Origin of the sequence: Hongsoonwoonella zoysiae (assembly GCF_013266695.1) — a bacterium.
Taxonomy (GTDB): domain Bacteria; phylum Pseudomonadota; class Alphaproteobacteria; order Rhizobiales; family Stappiaceae; genus Hongsoonwoonella; species Hongsoonwoonella zoysiae.
This window is the reverse complement of record NZ_JABRXF010000001.1, coordinates 564,001-582,261: the sequence shown is the minus strand read 5'-3', so window position 1 is coordinate 582,261 and position 18,261 is coordinate 564,001. Positions and strand designations below refer to the sequence as shown.

At 61.6% G+C, this 18,261-nt stretch carries 15 protein-coding genes; 8 read left to right on the top strand and 7 right to left on the bottom strand.

The window, feature by feature from the left end:
- Positions 1-75: 75 nt before the first annotated feature.
- Complete coding sequence (gene gyrB / locus HPQ64_RS02675; RefSeq protein ID WP_172886833.1) at positions 76-2,529, bottom strand: DNA topoisomerase (ATP-hydrolyzing) subunit B; 2,454 nt, start codon at positions 2,527-2,529, stop codon at positions 76-78.
- 247 nt (positions 2,530-2,776) lie between these two features.
- On the opposite strand from gyrB, the gene HPQ64_RS02670 reads away from it, so the two are divergent.
- On the top strand, positions 2,777-3,970 hold the full coding sequence (locus HPQ64_RS02670) for a lytic murein transglycosylase (RefSeq protein WP_172886832.1): 1,194 nt from the start codon (positions 2,777-2,779) through the stop codon (positions 3,968-3,970).
- A 346-nt stretch (positions 3,971-4,316) separates the two neighbouring features.
- Positions 4,317-5,090, top strand: coding sequence for an FkbM family methyltransferase (locus HPQ64_RS02665; RefSeq protein ID WP_172886831.1), 774 nt, complete (start codon positions 4,317-4,319; stop codon positions 5,088-5,090).
- Positions 5,091-5,127: 37 nt separating this feature from the next.
- Here HPQ64_RS02665 and HPQ64_RS02660 read toward each other — a convergent pair whose 3' ends face one another.
- From HPQ64_RS02660 to HPQ64_RS02635, 6 genes are all read right to left on the bottom strand, one after another.
- Entirely contained in the window at positions 5,128-5,427 is a 300-nt protein-coding gene (locus tag HPQ64_RS02660; protein WP_172886830.1) for an HPr family phosphocarrier protein, read from the bottom strand.
- Positions 5,428-5,446: 19 nt separating this feature from the next.
- On the bottom strand, positions 5,447-5,851 hold the full coding sequence (locus tag HPQ64_RS02655; RefSeq protein ID WP_172886829.1) for a PTS sugar transporter subunit IIA: 405 nt from the start codon (positions 5,849-5,851) through the stop codon (positions 5,447-5,449).
- Between the two features lie 203 nt (positions 5,852-6,054).
- Positions 6,055-6,531: an HPr kinase/phosphorylase gene (locus HPQ64_RS02650; RefSeq protein WP_172886828.1), complete on the bottom strand. Its 477-nt coding sequence runs from the start codon at positions 6,529-6,531 to the stop codon at positions 6,055-6,057.
- Complete coding sequence (locus HPQ64_RS02645) at positions 6,528-8,345, bottom strand: sensor histidine kinase (RefSeq protein WP_172886827.1); 1,818 nt, start codon at positions 8,343-8,345, stop codon at positions 6,528-6,530. Before HPQ64_RS02645 ends, HPQ64_RS02650 begins: the two co-directional genes overlap by 4 nt.
- A gap of 55 nt (positions 8,346-8,400) precedes the next feature.
- Positions 8,401-9,099, bottom strand: coding sequence for a response regulator transcription factor (locus tag HPQ64_RS02640; RefSeq protein WP_172886826.1), 699 nt, complete (start codon positions 9,097-9,099; stop codon positions 8,401-8,403).
- Positions 9,100-9,301: 202 nt separating this feature from the next.
- The gene (locus tag HPQ64_RS02635; RefSeq protein ID WP_172886825.1) at positions 9,302-10,681 is read right to left on the bottom strand and encodes an MATE family efflux transporter; all 1,380 of its coding nucleotides are present in this window, start codon (positions 10,679-10,681) and stop codon (positions 9,302-9,304) included.
- A gap of 265 nt (positions 10,682-10,946) precedes the next feature.
- Between HPQ64_RS02635 and HPQ64_RS02630 the strand changes: the two genes are divergently transcribed.
- From HPQ64_RS02630 to HPQ64_RS02605, 6 genes are all read left to right on the top strand, one after another.
- Complete coding sequence (locus HPQ64_RS02630; protein WP_172886824.1) at positions 10,947-12,761, top strand: adenylate/guanylate cyclase domain-containing protein; 1,815 nt, start codon at positions 10,947-10,949, stop codon at positions 12,759-12,761.
- A gap of 414 nt (positions 12,762-13,175) precedes the next feature.
- Positions 13,176-14,789 carry a phosphoenolpyruvate carboxykinase gene (locus HPQ64_RS02625; RefSeq protein ID WP_172886823.1) on the top strand — a complete coding sequence of 538 codons (1,614 nt, stop codon included), beginning with the start codon at positions 13,176-13,178 and terminating at the stop codon, positions 14,787-14,789.
- Between the two features lie 124 nt (positions 14,790-14,913).
- On the top strand, positions 14,914-15,426 hold the full coding sequence (locus tag HPQ64_RS02620) for a GNAT family N-acetyltransferase (RefSeq protein WP_172886822.1): 513 nt from the start codon (positions 14,914-14,916) through the stop codon (positions 15,424-15,426).
- Between the two features lie 71 nt (positions 15,427-15,497).
- A complete protein-coding gene (locus tag HPQ64_RS02615; protein WP_172886821.1) occupies positions 15,498-15,833 on the top strand; it encodes an XdhC family protein in 336 nt (111 codons plus the stop codon).
- Positions 15,834-15,836: 3 nt separating this feature from the next.
- The gene (locus tag HPQ64_RS02610) at positions 15,837-16,532 is read left to right on the top strand and encodes an XdhC family protein (protein ID WP_172886820.1); all 696 of its coding nucleotides are present in this window, start codon (positions 15,837-15,839) and stop codon (positions 16,530-16,532) included.
- Complete coding sequence (locus tag HPQ64_RS02605) at positions 16,532-18,157, top strand: NTP transferase domain-containing protein (RefSeq protein ID WP_172886819.1); 1,626 nt, start codon at positions 16,532-16,534, stop codon at positions 18,155-18,157. Before HPQ64_RS02610 ends, HPQ64_RS02605 begins: the two co-directional genes overlap by 1 nt.
- Positions 18,158-18,261 lie beyond the last annotated feature (104 nt).

The following is an 18,261-nucleotide window of genomic DNA, read 5'->3' as shown; positions in this document are numbered from 1 at the left end:
AAATCCAACCATGCGGAGAATGCACAACGGCCGGAGTGAGGCTCCGGCCGTTATAAATGTCGTCACGTAAACTGCTCAGACGTCGAGATTGGCCACCGCGAGCGCGTTCTCCTGGATGAACTCGCGGCGCGGGTCGACGTCGTCGCCCATCAGCTTGGTGAAGATGTCGTCGGCGGCGTCCGCCTCCTTCACTTTCACCTGGAGGAGGGAGCGGGCGTTGGGATCGAGCGTCGTTTCCCAGAGCTGGTCCGGGTTCATTTCGCCCAGCCCCTTGTAGCGCTGGAGCGAGATGCCCTTGCGCCCGACCGCGAAAACCGCATCGAGCAGGGCGCGCGGCCCCCTGATCTCGTTGACCTTGTCCTTGCGGTTCAGCATCGCCGCCTTCAGGTAAATCGCCTGAAGATGCTCCGCGTAGCTGTTCAGCTTGCGGGCATCGGCGGAGCCAAGCAGGGCGGCGTCGATCATGGTGACTTCCTTGACGCCGCGTACCGTGCGCTCGAAATGAAGCGAGCCGTCGTCGCGCGCCTCGCCCGTCCAGCCGCGCTCGAACTCGTCGGCGAGGATATCCAGCCGGCGGGCGATATAGGCGGCCGCCTCGTCCGCCTTGGAGCGGTCATGCAGGACGTCGGGGTTGAGCGCACCGGCGATCGCCGCCTGTTCGACTGTGTCACGGTCGTAGCGCGAATGAAGCCCGTCGAGGACGCCGGCGATCTTGCGGGCCTTCTCGATCACGCCGCGCAGGTCTTCGCCGGCAAGGGTTTCGCCGGAATGAAGCGTCAGCGTCGCTTCTTCGAGGCCCGAGGAAATCAGGTAGTTTTCAAGCGCTTCCTCGTTCTTGAGGTATTGCTCCGAGCTACCGCGCTTGACCTTGTAGAGCGGCGGCTGGGCTATGTAGATGTAACCGTTCTCGACAAGGTCCGACATCTGTCTGAAGAAGAAGGTGAGAAGCAGCGTGCGGATGTGGGCGCCGTCGACATCGGCGTCCGTCATTATGATGATCTTGTGGTAGCGCAGCTTGTCGATGTTGAACTCCTCCTTGCCGATCCCGGTGCCGAGCGCGGTGATCAGCGTGCCGATCTCGTTGGAGGAAAGCATCTTGTCGAAGCGCGCACGCTCCACATTGAGGATCTTGCCGCGCAGCGGAAGGACCGCCTGATATTCCCGGTGCCGGCCCTGCTTGGCCGAGCCGCCGGCGGAATCGCCCTCCACCAAGAAAAGTTCGGCCTTGGCGGGATCGCGCTCCTGACAGTCGGCAAGCTTGCCGGGAAGGGAGGCGATGTCGAGCGCGCCCTTGCGCCGCGTCAGCTCGCGCGCCTTGCGCGCCGCCTCGCGCGCGCTTGCCGCTTCCACCACCTTGGAGACGATGGAGCGTGCCGGCGAGGGGTTTTCCTCAAGCCATTCGGAAAGGGCGGCGTTGACGATGTTTTCCACCACCGGGCGAACCTCGGAGGAGACAAGCTTGTCCTTTGTCTGGGAGGAGAACTTCGGATCGGGCACCTTGACGGAGAGAACGCAGGTCAGGCCTTCCCGGCAATCCTCGCCGGAAAGGGAAACCTTTTCCTTCTTCAACAGGCCGGAGGTGTCGGCATAGCCCGTGATCTGGCGCGTCAGCGCGCCACGGAAGCCGGCAAGATGCGTTCCGCCATCGCGCTGGGGAATGTTGTTGGTGAAGCAGAGCACCTGCTCGTGGTAGCTGTCGTTCCACCACATGGCCACTTCGACAGTGATGCCGTCCCGCTCCTGGCGCATGGTGATGGGCTTTTCGATCAGCGGGTGCTTCACCCGGTCGAGATAGCGCACGAAAGCCTCAAGCCCGCCTTCGTAGTAAAGTTCCTCGCGGCGCGATTCGACCCCGCGATCATCGGTCAGGATGATGCGAACGCCCGAGTTGAGGAAGGCAAGCTCCCTCAAGCGGTGTTCCAGCGTTTCGTAATCGAACTCCACCCTGGTGAAGGTATCGGTGGAGGGGAGGAAGCAAACTTCCGTCCCCGTCTTGCCTTCGGCGACACCGACGACCTTGAGATCCTCTTCCGGGTCGCCGTGCCGGAAGCGCATGAAATGTTCCTGATTGTTACGGTAGATCCGCAGCTCCAGCCACGAGGACAGGGCGTTCACAACCGATACGCCGACGCCATGCAGGCCGCCTGAAACCTTGTAGGAATTCTGGTCGAACTTACCGCCCGCATGAAGCTGGGTCATGATGACCTGGGCGGCGGAAACGCCCTCTTCCTGGTGAATGTCGGTCGGGATGCCGCGCCCGTTGTCGGTGACGGTCACCGAGCCGTCGGCATTGAGGGTGACGGTGACGTAATCGGCATGGCCGGCGAGCGCCTCGTCGATGGCGTTGTCGACGACCTCATAGACCATGTGATGCAAACCGGAACCGTCGTCAGTGTCGCCGATATACATTCCCGGGCGCTTGCGCACCGCGTCGAGCCCCTTGAGGACCTTGATGGATTCCGCCCCGTATTCACCGCCGTTGGCGGGCGTTTCGGGCGTTCCGTTGCCAGGGGTTTCAGTATCGCTCATCCGAATCACTTTTCCGGTCAGAGAAGACGTTCACACCCGGTTATACGGCCTTGTGCGCAGCGTTCAACCGAAGCCGCATTCCCGGGCATGTGAATGCATCGGTTTTCCTTAAAAAACATGGGTTTTTAAAGGCAATCGCCTCGTTGCCGGGGGGCAGCGCAGTCACGTCCGGTTTCATGAGCGGACTTGACTTCGCCGTGTGCGGTTGGGCCAATTGGCGTCACGGCAGGGATACGGGAGAAGGCTCATGAAAAGAGCGCGACGTCTGGCAGCAGGAACCGTCGTTGGCGCGGTCGCGGCACTTTTCGCGGGGCAGGCCGCGGGGCAAGGCTGTGGCGGCGATTTTCGAGCATTCCTGCAAGGGGTGAAGCAGGAAGCGCTTTCCAAGGGGCTATCGGAACGGGCGATCGACGCCACGCTTTCCGGCGCCTCCGTCGACCGCAAGGTGCTTTCCCTCGACCGCCGGCAGGGCGTCTTCAAGCAGACCTTCCTGGAGTTCTCCAAACGCTCGGTCAACGGATACCGGCTGAAGCATGGCGCGGCGAACATGCAGAAATACGCGAGTGTCTTCGCCCGTGCCGAGCGCGACTACGGCGTGCCGGCACCGGTGATAACCGCATTCTGGGGCCTTGAAACCGACTACGGCGCGGTGCAGGGCGACTTCAACACCGTGAACGCGCTGGCAACCCTTGCCCATGATTGCCGGAGGCCCGAACTTTTCCGCCCGCAGCTTCTGGCGGCGATCGAAATGGTGCAGCATGGCGACCTCGACCCGCGCCGCACCACAGGGGCGTGGGCGGGCGAAATCGGGCAGGTGCAGATGCTGCCCGAAGATATCGTGCGCTACGGCATCGACGGCGACGGGGACGGGCATGTAACGCTGAAAACGAGCGCCCCGGACGCCATCATGACGGCGGCGCATTTCATCCAGAGCCTCGGCTGGCGGCGCGGCGAACCCTGGCTGCAGGAAGTCAAGACGCCATCCAGCCTGCCATGGCAGGAGGCTGGTCTTCACACATCCAAAACCGTGGCGGACTGGGCGCGGCTCGGCGTTCAGCCGCGTTCAGGCCCCTTGCCTTCGGGAAATCTGCGGGCCTCGCTGCTTCTTCCGCAAGGGCGTAACGGTCCGGCATTCCTCGCCTATCCGAATTTCAATATCTACCTGCAGTGGAACCAGTCCTTCATCTACACGACATCCGCCGCCTATTTCGCCACGCGCCTGGCCGGAGCACCGCCCTATGATGCCGGAAACCCGGACCCGGGCCTGAGTGACGCGCAGATGATGGCGTTGCAGCAGAAGCTTCAGGCGAAGGGCTACGACGTCGGCGGGATCGACGGGATACTGGGCAGCGGCACGCGCGCGGCCGTTCGCGCGGAGCAGGCACGCCTTGGATTGCCGGCCGATGGCTGGCCGACGGCGGGATTGCTGGCGAAGTTGTGAGGCGCGTCGTGCTGCGGCACCGTTCAGGCTGAAAAATATAAAGGCAAAAGGAATTCACGAGCTCCGCCCGGAAGCCCGGGCTGTCGGCCCAACGTCGGTAGTTTGGGATGATTTGATAAATCACGGCAACTTGAAGGCCATCAAATGCCTTTTGACAGATTTTAGGTTGACCAACGCAACGTCATTTATCCCACCGGAGCTTGATCTACCAACTCAACATACCGGCAGGGCTCACGGTTTCGCGGGCCAGGCAAGCTCTGTTCGCGGTCCTTCGCCGAATGCCGCCCGAGTGGGAGGCTGCAGTATGCCGCATCTGCCGGAGCTAAAGTTCAGGAATTGATTTTGCATGTCTCAAAGATTCAAATTTATAAATAGTTTCATCAAAAGAACAAAGTCGATTCAGGCGTTGAATCGGGATATTGAAATAATTAAAAGATTTATATCTGAAAATAAAGCTTTCGAATTTAGTATAAAAACTGAAGATAATACGATATTTCATCTTCCAAATCTTTTCGATGATGAAATACAAAAAATTATATACTCTTCTAGAAGGTTTTATGAACAAGAAATACTAGAAAGTATAGAGAAATACGTCCCTGAGGATGCGACGATCCTCGATATTGGAGCCAATATCGGAAATCATGCGCTCTATTGGGCCCGGAAAAGCCCAAACAGGAAGATCGTTTGTTTCGAGCCGGTGAGTTCCACTTTTGAAATTCTTAAAAAAAATATCGAAGCAAATAATATAAACGCCCAGATTTCGGCTCACAATTTTGGCGTTTCCGATAAGCCTTCGAAGGCGCGCATCGACCGCTTCAGCGCAAGCAATATAGGGGCGACCAGGCTGCGGCATGATGAGGCCGGAGAACTTAGCCTGATTTCAATTGACGGGTTCATTTCGGAAGAAAATAAAATCGGTATGCTTAAAATAGATACCGAGGGATTTGAGGTAGAAGTACTCAAAGGAGCCGATAAGACGATCGAAAGGCATAAGCCAATCATATTCGTTGAGACGTTTGCAAATAAATTTCACGAAACGAATAAGATTTTAAAAAGGCATGGATATACATTGCGAGAGAAGTTTCCCGGCGATAACTTTCTCTACATTCATACTGGTTAAAGCGCGCCACTTGCAGCGCAGCTCGAGATCCGCTTTTTCAATCCGTCTCGCCGAAACCGTCGCACACGAGATCGGACAGCGCTTCCAGCGCGGCGCGGGCATCAGGCCCCGTCGCTTCCACGAGGATGGAGCAGCCGGGCGAGGCGGCGAGCATCATAAGCCCCATGATCGACGTGCCGCCGACGCTTTGTCCGTCCTTGGTGATCGTCACATCGGCATTGAAGGTTTCGGCCAGCTTGACGAATTTGGCGGAGGCCCGGGCATGCAGACCGCGGCGATTCACGATCTTCAACTCGCGCTTCAACTCGGCAGTCTTTTCGTTCACCGGTCCATCCATATCCCGTAAGCCCTGGCGCTCAGCCCTGGCCCGACAGGACCTGGCTGGCAACCGAAATGTACTTCTGCCCGGCCTTGCGCGCTTCGTCCACCGCCTCGGCGAGCTTCATTTCGCCGCGCACGCTTGCAAGCTTGATCAGCATCGGCAAGTTGACGCCCGCCACGACCTCGATCGTCGTGCCGTCCATGACGGAGATCGCCAGATTGGAAGGCGTGCCGCCGAACATGTCGGTGAGGAGAACGACGCCTGAACCGTCGTTGACGTTTTCGACGGCTTTCAGGATATCCTGCCGGCGCTGTTCCATATCGTCATCGGGGCCGATGCAGATCGTGTCGACCTGATCCTGAGGGCCGACGACATGCTCCAGCGCCGATTGGAATTCTTTCGCCAATTGGCCGTGGGTGACGAGTACGAGACCGATCATACCCTATGCGTGCCTTGTCCGCGCATGTCCGTCGCGTCCTTTTCACGTTGTCTTTCGGGCTCAAGTTTGTCTTTCGGGTTCCGCCCCGCCGCCGGTCAACACTGAAAACCGAATGCGGATCAGGATCAAGCCCCTAAAACGGAGCGCCCAATTTCGGCAAGGTGGCGCGGCAGTGCAAGAAAAATCGGCACCTGCCGTATCCTTTATCCCTCCACAAGCTGTGGAGGACCTTCGAAGACCCAGCGTAGGACCCGGCGCGCATCCAGGCTTTCGCGCCCCTCGGGCAGGCGGATGACGGGCAGTTTCACGCCCAGTATTTCCTCGCGGCCGTGGCCTTGTTCCGGCAGACGGTCGATTTCGCCGACCGGTGCCAGGTCAACCACGAGGCGGGCGACCGCCGCAGGTTCATGGGAAACGCGCACGATGCCTTCGCCGCGCCTTTCCCAAAGGCCTTCCAGAGGTTCGGGCGGGCGCACGACGAGGCGGCCGTTCACCGCCTCGCCCAGGCAATAGTCGTCGGAAACGAAGGCCGCGAAGCGCCCGCGCGCCGTCGCGCGGTCGACGAGTTCCTCGCCGAGGTTCGATTTGCCGCTTCCCGACGATCCGCGAATCAGCACGCCGGCCGACCCGATGACCACGCAGGTGGCGTGAATGGTTTCAGGGGGCGTCCGGGGGCTCATTTCGCGTTGTCCGCCGGCAGGCGGACGGTGAAGCGCGCGCCGGCGACATTCTCTTCCCCCGTTCGCGGGTCTTCCTTCATGCGGTTTTCGGCCGAAATCGTGCCGCGATGCGCCTCGACGATCTGGCGGGTGATGGACAGCCCAAGGCCCGAATTGTTGCCGAAGCCGTCATCCTCCGGCCGGTCGGTGTAGAAGCGCTCGAAGATGCGCTCCAGAACGTCGGGCCGGATGCCGGGGCCGTCATCCTCGACGGTGATGATCACGGCACCTTCCTCGCGCCTTGCGTTTATGCGCACAACACCGCCTTCCGGCGAGAAGGAGCGTGCGTTGTCGACGAGGTTGTTGACGACCTGGGCAAGCCTGCTGTCGTGGCCGATGATCCGGTATGGATGGGGCTGGCGCGACGCCTCCACCTTGAGCTTGACGGGGGCGGCACCCGGCCCGGCGCGCTCATTGGCGAAGTCGACGACCGTGCGCAGGAGCGTCGCCACATCGACGGGGCTCGCGTCCGCGCGGGCAAGCTCCGCATCGAGGCGCGAAGCGTCGGAAATGTCGGTGATCAGCCGGTCGAGGCGGCGCACGTCGTGCTGGATGATCTCCAAAAGGCGCTCGCGCGAGCTTTCGTTTCTGGCAAGGGGCAGGGTTTCGACCGCGCTGCGCAGGGATGTCAGCGGGTTCTTGATCTCATGCGCCACATCCGCGGCGAAGGTTTCGATCGCATCCATGCGGTTGTAGAGCGCGTTCGTCATCTCGCGAAGCGCGCCGGCAAGATGGCCGATCTCGTCCTGGCGGGTGGAGAAATCCGGAATCTCCTCGCGCGACTTGATGGATCGGCGCACGCGCTCCGCACTTGCCGCAAGCCGGCGGACGGGCCCGGCGATGGTGCCGGCAAGCAGGATCGAAAGGACGACCATGACCACGGCGGCGACGAGGAAGACGCGCATGATGGCAAGCCTTTCTGCCCGCACGATCGCGTCGATGTCGCCGCCTTGCGTGGACAGAAGAAGCGAGCCAAGCACCGCGCGGAACCGCTGCACGGGAACGGCAACGGAGACGATAAGCTCTCCGCGCGGGGAAACGCGGACAACGCTTGCCGGCGAACCGGCAAGGGCCGCCTCGACCTCCGGATAAGCGCGCCCGTTGCCGGCCCCGATCTCCTCGTAAAGCGGAAGGTCGCCGCGCCGGAACCAGAGCTTCAGGTCCGCCCAGATCTGGTCGAGCAGGCCAGGCTCCTCCGGCGCGGGCGGCGGAAGATCGAAGCGCAGGATCTGCCCGCGCGCGTAAAGATGGCGCGAATCGAGGATCAGGATGCCTTCGGGATCGTAGATGCGCGCGCGCGTCTTCGTCGGCGAAATGAGGCGGCGGAGCACCGGCGCCACACGTTCCGGATTGATCGGGAAGTCGAGAAGGCGGGAATCTTCAATCGGCGTGACGCTTTCGCCGGCCTGGAGCTGGAGAAGCTTTTCCGGATCGACCGTCAGCCCGTCGGTTTCCACGGAGGCGGAAGCGGCAATGGCGCCGGCGATGATCTCGCCTTGCGTCAACAGGCTCTGGACGCGCGCATCGATGAGACCTGCGCGAAACTGGTTGAGATAGAGAATGCCGGCGACGAGCACACAAAGGCCGACGAGGTTGAGCACGACGATGCGCCGCGTCAGCGAGGAAAAGACGTAAGTACCGAGAAATATGCCGATGCGGCGGAAGAAACGGCGGCGCACGCGTCGGTCGCCGAGGCGGCGCAAGGTGGCCGCGCGCTCGGCGTCGGACGGCGCCAGCCGGCCGCCTTCCTCGCGTGTTTCGGTGTCAACCGCCATTCGTTACTCCCGCGCCGCCGGGAAAGGGCGGCGCGATCGCGGATCATCGATCCGCTCAGACCTCTCGGAACCGGTAGCCGACGCCGTAAAGGGTTTCGATCATGTCGAAATCGTCGTCGACCTGCTTGAACTTCTTGCGCAAACGCTTGATGTGGCTGTCGATCGTCCGGTCGTCAACATAAACCTGATCCTCATAGGCAGCGTCCATCAGCGCATTGCGGCTCTTTACCACGCCGGGGCGCTGGGCGAGCGCGAAAAGGATCAGAAATTCGGTGACGGTCAACGTGACCGGCTCGCCCTTCCAGGTGCATGTATGGCGTTCCTGATCCATGACGAGGAGGCCACGCTCGAGGATCTTGTCGCCCTGGGGCTTGGCCGCTCCCGCCTCGCGCGGCTGGATGCGGCGCAAAACCGCGCGCACGCGCTCCACCAGAAGGCGCTGGGAAAAGGGCTTCCGGATGAAATCGTCCGCGCCCATCTTCAGGCCGAAGAGCTCGTCGATCTCGTCGTCCTTGGAGGTCAGGAAAATCACCGGCAGGTCGGATTGCTGGCGCAGCCTGCGCAGAAGCTCCATGCCGTCCATGCGCGGCATCTTGATGTCGAAGATGGCAAGATCCGGCGGATGCGTCGTCAACCCGTCGAGCGCTGACGCGCCGTCGGTATAGGACTGCACGCGGTAGCCTTCGTTTTCCAGGGCGATGGAGACGGAGGTCAGGATATTGCGATCGTCATCGACGAGAGCAATGGTCGGCATTGTGCGGGCCTTCGGTCTGTGCGTGTTCATGGTGCTGATCGATGCTTGCCTTTGGCCCTTCAATTGCGCGGAAAATATGGCGCGATTTCTTCAATCGACACTATTCCGTTAAGCACGATCCTTCAATCGCCGCGATGAAATCCCGCCAGGCGATGGATTTTTGATTTGTTAACCTTATTCCGAAGTTCGCCGCGTGGCGATGTCAGCTTCGCCGCGAGACGACCTGAAACCTGACCGCAAGGCACAGGAAGGAAATACAGACGCCCGCAAGCAGCCCGCCAAAAAGGCCCGATACGCCGAGATCGAGCGCGACACCGCCTACCCAGGCGGACGGAATTGCGAAAAGCCAGAAAGCGGCGATCTGCAGCAAGGTGGGAACCCAGACATCGCCGAGCCCGCGCAGCGCACCGAGCGCTACACCCATGCCGGCATCGCCCGACAGCATGAAGGCGGCAACGGCAAAGGCCTGAACGGCAATCGCGATGACCTGCGCATCGCCCGTGATGAGACCCGCCAGGGTTTCCGGAACGAAAAGGAAAGCGAGCATCACCGGAACGGGCAAGAGCGCGCCAAGGCCGATGCCGGCCCAGCCGGCATGGCGCATTGCCGCACGCTCGCCCGCGCCGAAGGCCCGCCCGACGCGGATGGCGGTCGCCCCGCTGGTTCCCACCGCCATCATGAAGGTCAGTGTGACGAAGCCCGTCACGATCTGATAGGCGGCAAGGTCGTTGGCGCCGATCAGGCCCGCGAACATGACGACGGTCGCGAAGGCAGCGCTTTCCACACCCTGGGCGATGCCCATCGGCAGGCCGAGGTGGCGGAGCTGACGGCCCGTCGCCCCGCCGAGGCGAAGAACCGCATCGGCCCACTGACGGGCGCCGGCTGAAAGCAGAAAACGGCCGCCGCGAGCGGTGCTCCGGAATACGATGACGAGGATCGCAAGCCCTGCGAACGTTCTGAGGATCGAGCTTGCAAATGTCGCGCCTTCGGCGCCGAGCGGCTCCAGCAGTCCGCCCCAACCGAGCGCCATGACGCCGTTGAGCGGTACATTTGCGAGATTGACGGCAAGCATGACGACCATACCCGCTTTCGGCCGTCCGATCGCCTCCAGGAACATGTTGCAGACCATGAAGACCAAAAAGCCGGGCAGGCCCACGGCAAAGGCGAAAGTGACTGCCGCCGCGCCGGCTGCAAGATCTTCGTTCTGGCCGGTCAGCAGGAAGAAATCCTGCGAGAAAGGTGTGATGATCAGGATAGCGAACGCAAACAGGAACGCGTGGACGAGGGCCACGCGCAGGACGTTTCCGACCATTGCATCATCACCGGCGCCGATCGCCTGCGCCGTCATGACGGCAGCGGCCTGCAAGGCTCCGATCGCGACCATCATCAAGCTTACTTGTGTGGCGAGGGCAAGAGCGAGGTAGGCAAGCTCATCCGCTCCGGCCCAGCCGGTCATGATCGTATCGACCGTCGTGATCACGATGATGCCGGCCCGGGCCAGGATGATCGGCGCGGCGAGCGCGAACGTACGGCGGATATGATGGCCGATCGGGATCGGCCGATCGCCGGCTGTCAATGTCATGAAGCCTCGCTGGAGAAATGCCCGGGCGACCAAGGGGAGCGCGAGGGTTAGCCATAGCTGGCGCGGCTGTCACATCAATTTGTTTTCAATATCGAAGGAAGCATGCTGCCGGCCACCGAAGTGCAAGTCCTTAGACCTGCGCAAAAATCGACATTTTTACGTCTCCCATCATCCGAATCAGATGGCTGATACCCTGTAAATACTGCCTAACAGCATGGATTTCGAGGGCCACCCGGATTATGATCCGTCGCAGGGGAGGGTTCCGATGGAACGCCGTCTCGCCGCTATCCTGTCATATGATATCGTAGGGTACAGCCGCGCCATGGGTGCGGATGAACACGGGACACTGGAGCGCCTCAAGGCTCATCGCCGAGACGTGATCGAGCCCAAGGCGGCACAGCATGGCGGACGTATCATCAAGCTGATGGGCGACGGGGCGCTGATGGAATTTTCCAGCGTCGTGGATGCCGTCGGTTTCGCGGTGCAAGTGCAGACGACAGTCGCAGGCAGGGATGCCGATCTGACCGAGGATCAGCGCCTGCGCTATCGCATCGGTATCAACATCGGCGACGTGATCGCCGAGGGGGACGATATCTATGGCGATGGCGTCAACGTCGCGGTCAGGCTGGAGCGCCTTGCCAAGGCCGGTGGGGTTTGCGTGCGGCGCAATGTCCGCAACCAGGTGCGCGGCAAGCTGGCCCTCGACTTCGAGGATCGAGGCGAAATCGGGTTCAAGAATATCGAGCGTCCGGTCCGTGTCTTCGATCTCCTCATGAACGCAAAGGCGGCAGCTTTGGCGGCTGCGCTTGACGAAATTCCGCCTGCGGCGAAAAGCGGTTTTCGCGGCAGCATAAACGGCGCCTTGTCCTTTCCGGACAAGCCGTCCATCGCCGTCCTTCCATTCGACAACATGTCTGGTGATCCCGGGCAGGAATATTTTTCAGACGGTGTCACGGAAGAGATCATCACCATGCTCGGGCGATGCCGATGGCTTTTCGTTGTCGCCCGAAACTCGACCTTTGCCTACAAGGGTAAGCTGATCGATATACGCCGCATCGCGGAGGAACTTCGCGTCCGCTATGTGCTCGAAGGCAGTGTGCGGCGGTCCGGCAGCCGGATCCGGATCAAGGCCGAACTCGTCGATGGGCGTGACGGCGCGCATCTGTGGGGCGAGCGTTACGACAGGGATATCAGCGATATATTCGATTTGCAGGATGAGATCGCCAGCATCATCGCGGGAACGCTGGAACCTGAGCTCAGCTCGATCGAAGGTGCCGCGTTGGGCGGGCGTTCGACCAGCGACCTTAACGCTTGGGACTGCTATCAGCGCGGGCTCTGGCATCTATACCATTTCAAGAAGGGCGATCTGGAAAGCGCGAAGGCCCTGTTCGACCGCGCAATCGCGCTCGATCCGTCATTCGCGCTCGCCCATGCCAAGCTTGCCTACACTCATATCCAGCTTGGCTGGTACGGGCGTTGGGAGGATCGCCCCCGCCGGATAGCGGACGCTATCTCCATTGCCCGGCAAGCGATATCGCTCGATGAGCGGGAGCCGGCGGCACGTGTTTCGCTTGGCCGCGCTCTTGCCCTGTCCGGCGCATTGGACAGGGGTGAAGAGGAACTGCGTACAGCGGTCGCTCTTGACCCTTGCTTCGCGCAAGCGCATTTCGCCCTCGCTCAGGCGCTTTGTTTCCTTGAAAGGCCGGATGAAGCGATCCGAGAGGTAAATGAGGCGATTCAGCTGAGCCCGCGCGACCCGCACATGTGGACATTCCTGAACGTGCGGGCGATTGCGCACTACCAGGCAGGTAACCTGGAGGCGGCGGAAGAAGATGAACGCACCGCACTGCGCCAACCTAACACCACCTTCATTCCTGCCCGCCTGCTTGCGGCGATCCTGGGGCGGCAGGGGCGCCGAGACGAGGCGAAGGAAGCTCTTGCCGAACTCGAGAGATTGCGGCCGGGCTATACATGCGCGGAGGCGCGGCGCGAATGGTATTTCGGCCCGCGTCCCTTCATATCCGAGCGGTTTATCGAGCGGCTTCTTACAGATCTGCGCGCAGCCGGCCTACCCGATTGAATTCGCGTGGGAAGGGCGTTCCGGCGACGCGACCCTGCGGCCAGCCGCGTACCCGAGGCGGGGATTAGGGAAATCCGCCGAAAAACGATGAGGTACGTATAGCAAGCGCAAATATTGGCGGATAACTAGGCGAATTGTGGTCAGGAAAAGTCTTGCAGGCGAGGATTCCGTAGATCAAATCGATTTAATTACCAAGGTTCAACCTTCGGGCGACTTGTTGCTATTTCGCGCTTCAACTACCGTCTTGAAATTCCCGTCCAGCGGATCGGTTTCGTTCTTTGCCAGCCGAAACAGAAGTTTAGTGGCAGTGAACGACGCGACTTAACAGTCGGCTCACGGGAGCGGATCGACCCGGTAAGCACGGGTGGAAAGTTGAAACAGGCGTTCAATCAAGAACAGGGACTTCGCGGGATCATGAAAGAAAAGGGTGTTCGAAACCCTGCCATCGGCATCGTGGAAACGGGACTCAAGGGGCTTGCCGGGATCTGTTTCAACCTCAGCGAACCCGCTCTTTACGAATATGCGATCCGGCGTGGCGAAGCATCGATCGCCGCCGGCGGCGCGCTTCTGGTAGATACCGGTATCCACACCGGCCGTTCGCCCAAGGACAAGTTCGTCGTGCGCGACAGCACCACCGACAAGGCCGTGTGGTGGGACAACAACGCGGCGATGGAGGCTGAGCACTTCGACACGCTTCATGCCGACATGCTGAAGCACGCCGAAGGCATGGAGCTTTTCGCGCAGGACCTTTACGGCGGAGCCGACGAAAACGAGCGGATCGCCGTTCGCGTCGTCACCGAATTCGCCTGGCATTCTCTTTTCATCCGCAACCTTCTAATCCGCCCGGACAGGGCCGCGCTCGAAAGCTTCGTGCCGGAGATGACGATCATCGACCTGCCGAGCTTCAAGGCGAATCCCGCGCGCCACGGAACGCGCGGCGAGACGGTCATCGCCTGCGATTTCACCCGAAAGATCGTGCTGATCGGCGGCACGTCCTACGCGGGCGAGATGAAGAAATCGGTCTTCACCTTCCTGAATTTCGCGCTGCCCGGGCGCGGTGTCATGCCGATGCACTGCTCGGCGAATGTGAACGATGCCGGCGAGACGGCGGTTTTCTTCGGCCTGAGCGGCACCGGCAAGACGACGCTTTCCGCCGACGCTTCGCGCACCCTCATCGGTGACGACGAGCACGGCTGGGGCAAGGACGGCGTCTTCAACTTCGAAGGCGGCTGCTACGCCAAGACGATCCGCCTTTCGCAGGAAGCCGAGCCCGAAATCTATTCCACGACGCAGCGCTTCGGCACGGTGCTTGAAAACGTCGTCGTCGACGAGGAAACCCGCGTCCCGGACTTCGACGACGGATCGAAGACTGAAAACACGCGCTGCGCCTACCCGATCCACTTCATCTCCAACGCAAGCGTAACGGGCCGCGCGCCGCAGCCGAAGAACATCATCATGCTGACGGCGGATGCCTTCGGCGTGATGCCGCCGATCGCCAAGCTGACGCCGGCCCAGGCGATGTATCATTTCCTGTCCGGTTACACCGCGAAAGTGGCGGGCACCGAAAAAGGCGTGACGGAACCGCAGGCGACCTTTTCCACCTGCTTCGGCGCGCCCTTCATGCCGCGCCATCCGTCCGAATACGGCAACCTCTTGCGCGACCTCATCGCCGAGCACGGTGTCGACTGCTGGCTGGTCAACACCGGCTGGACGGGAGGCGCCTTTGGCACCGGCCACCGCATGCCGATCAAGGCGACGCGGGCGCTGCTGACGGCCGCCCTTGACGGCTCGCTCAACGACGCGGAATTCCGCACGGATGCGAATTTCGGCTTTGCCGTACCGATCTCGGTGCCGGGCGTCGACAGCGCGATCCTCGATCCGCGCTCGACCTGGGCCGACAAGGCGGCCTACGACCGGCAAGCGGCGCGCCTCGTCGACATGTTCGTGAAGAACTTCGAGATTTTCGAAGCGCATGTGGATGCGAGCGTGCTGAACGCGGCCCCCGGCTTCAAGGCGGCGGCGGAATAAGGTTCAAAGCCTTCGATTTGTGAAGGTGGCCCCGGACGGGACGTCCGGGGCCATTGCTTTTTGCGCGATTTTTCAGTGTATTCGCTCACAGTTTTCCCTTCTGGCGAAATCCTGAAAGACAGATTTGACCGAATTCCTGACGACAAGGCTTCGCCTGCGCCCAAGATGCCACTCCGATCTTGAAGACTGTCTTGCGATGGATCGCGACCCGCTGGTGACCCGTTTCGTCGCCGGCCCCTGGGGTGAACCGGACGCACACCGTGCATTCGTGCTGGAGCGTATGTCTCATCCCTATCCTCCCGGCATGGGGTACTGGACGATCCTGGACAGGAAAGCTGCAGAGGGTGAAGCATTCCTGGGGTGGATACTCCTGCTTCCCGTCGAGAGCGAAGAAAACGCGGCGGAGATCGGCTGGCGGCTCGCAAGGCAGTGCTGGGGCAGGGGAATCGCGCCGGAAGCGGCGCTGCCGGTGCTCCGATACGCTCTCGAAACGCTAAAGGTTTCCACAGTCGTCGCCGAGATCCACCCGCAAAACGCAGCCTCGATCGCGGTCGCGGAAAAGATCGGGCTCAGGTTTGTCGGGCAAACCATGGCGGATGGCGCGCCCGCGAAGTCCTACCGGCTGTCATCCAATTGAGCGAAAATCGCTTTTCTCGCTGTCGCGCGGGTGCCCTCGACCATATATTCTGTCCGCAAAGGAGAAAGCCGATGGCCGATACCCCAAACCGCGATACGCTCGACCCGCTCAAGATCGCCGAAGACTGGACGAAGGCGGGACGCAAGGTCGCGCTTGCCACCGTCGTCGAGACGTGGGGCTCAGCACCCCGCCCCGTCGGGTCGCATCTCGTCATCGACGGGGAGGGCGATTTCGAGGGTTCCGTTTCCGGGGGCTGCGTGGAAGGCGCTGTGGTCGCCGAGGCGCTGGACGTTCTGGAGACCGGCAAACCGACGATGCTGGAATTCGGGGTGGCGGACGAAACCGCATGGCGGGTCGGGCTTTCGTGTGGCGGGCGGATCCGCGTCTTCGTCGAACCGGTGGCGTGAGAGATGGACCTCAAACTGCTTCAGGAGCTGAACGAGGAACGGGAATACCGCAGGGCGGCGATCCTCGTCACCGATACCAAGAGCGGCGAACAGCGGCTGGTGCGCCACGCCGACTGCCTCTCCGGCGACCCGCTAGCCGGGGAACTGGCGAAGCGATTCCGCTCCGGCAAGTCCGGGATGGTTGAAACGGAGGACGGAAGAGAGCTTTTCCTGACCGTTTCCGTGCCCCCGCGCCGGCTTGTGATCATAGGCGCGGTGCATATCTCTCAGGCTCTGGTGCCGATGGCGGAAATCGCCGGCTTCGACGTGACGGTGATCGATCCGCGCACGGCTTTCGCCACGCCCGACCGCTTTCCGGAGCGGCTTCTGAGAGCGGAATGGCCGGAAGACGTGTTGAAGGATGCGCCGCTCGACGCCTTTACGGCGCTTGTCGCGGTAACGCATGACCCGAAGATCGACGACCTCCCCCTGAAGGCCGCACTTGAGGCAGGTTGCTTCTATGTCGGCGCGTTGGGCAGCCGCAAGACGCACGGCAAGCGCCTCGACCGGCTGAAGGAGGCGGGCGTTTCCGATGAAGCGCTTTCGACCATCGACGCGCCGATCGGCCTCGATATCGGCGCGGCAACGCCGGCGGAAATCGCTGTCGCGGTGCTCGGCTCGATCATCAAGGCGCTGCGCAAAGGCTTGGAGGCCAATTGATGAAGTTCGGCTCGCTGCCCGTTCAGGACGCCGAAGGAGCGCTGCTTGCACATTCGCTCAAGCTTGACGGGCGGGCGCTCAAGAAGGGCCGAAGGCTTTCGGCGGAAGACATCGAGGCGATTGCTGCCGCAGGCATTCGCGAGATCATTGCCGCGAGGCTGGATGAGGGCGACCTGCATGAGGATGCTGCCGCGGACCGGCTGGCGCGGGCCGCCGACGGCGGGAATATCCGGCGCGATCCCGCGTTCACGGGGCGGGTGAACCTCTTTGCGCGAGAGGCGGGGGTTCTTGTCGTCGAAAAAGCGGCCGTCGACGCGGTCAACCGGATCGACCCGGCGATTACCTTCGCGACGCTTGAGAATTTCACCTCCGTCGACAAGGGCCGGATGGTGGCAACGGCCAAGATCATCCCCTTCGCCGTCGCTGAAAACCTGATCGAACTGGCGGAAACGACCGTACTCGACGCTGTCATGATCGCCCCTTACAGGGCGCGGCGCGTCGGCCTTGTCGCCACCGAACTGGAACACCTGAAACCGTCCGTCATGGACAAGACGCGGCGCATCACCGAGGAGCGGCTTGCGGCTTCAGGCTCCGAAATCATCTCCGAACTGCGTGTGGAGCACGAGGCGGCGGCCGTCGCCATGGCGATGCTTCAACTTCGCGATTTGGGCGCGGAGATGATCATCGCCTTCGGGGCGTCCGCCATCGTCGACCGGCAGGACGTGATCCCTTCCGCGATAGATTCCGCGGGTGGGACGGTCATTCATCTCGGCATGCCGGTCGATCCGGGGAATCTGCTGCTTTTGGCAGATCTTGACGGTATCCCGGTGATCGGTGCGCCCGGCTGCGCCAGAAGCCCAAAGGAAAACGGCTTCGACTGGGTGTTGAACCGGCTGATCGCCGATCTGCCGGTAACCGCGCATGACATTACCGGACTGGGGGTCGGCGGTCTCTTGATGGAAATCGGCACGCGCCCGCAGCCGCGCGAGAAGAAGCCTGAGAAAACCCCGCGCAAACGCAAGGTCGCGGGCGTGCAGCTAGCCGGCGGACAATCGCGGCGCATGGGGGCGGTGAACAAGCTGCTGGCGGAAATCGGCGGCAAGCCGCTGGTTCGCCTGGCAGCGGAGACCGCGCTTGCAAGCGGGCTCTCGGGGCTTACCGTGGTCACGGGCCATATGCGCGAGGATGTCGAGAAGGCGCTTTCGGGGCTCGATATCTCGCTTGCGCATAATCCGGACTATGGCGAAGGCATCGCCAGCACGATCCGCCGCGGTATTCGCGCCGTGCCGGAAGATGCTGATGCCGCACTCGTTCTCCTGTCCGACATGCCGGGCCTGACGGGCGAGATGATCGACCTGATCATCGCCGCATATGATCCGGGCGGCGGCAAAACGATCGTCGTACCAACGGTGGCGGGAAAGCGCGGAAACCCGGTGCTGTGGGACCGGCGCTATTTCGCGGATCTGCTGCGGCTTGAGGGCGATACCGGCGCACGCCATCTGATTGCGCGCCACGCCGGCCAGGTGGCGGAAGTGGAAATCGGCGAGGCGGCGCGCCTTGACGTCGATACGCCGGAAGCCCTTGCGGCATCAGCAAAATCGGGCTTGCCCGACGATAACCTGTAGCATTGTGGCAACACGAGTGACCATTCAGCCGCAGTTATATTGACGCAACGGCAAATTTGGTTAGTAATATTCACAGGCGGCTGGGGGGCCGCTTTATTTTTTCG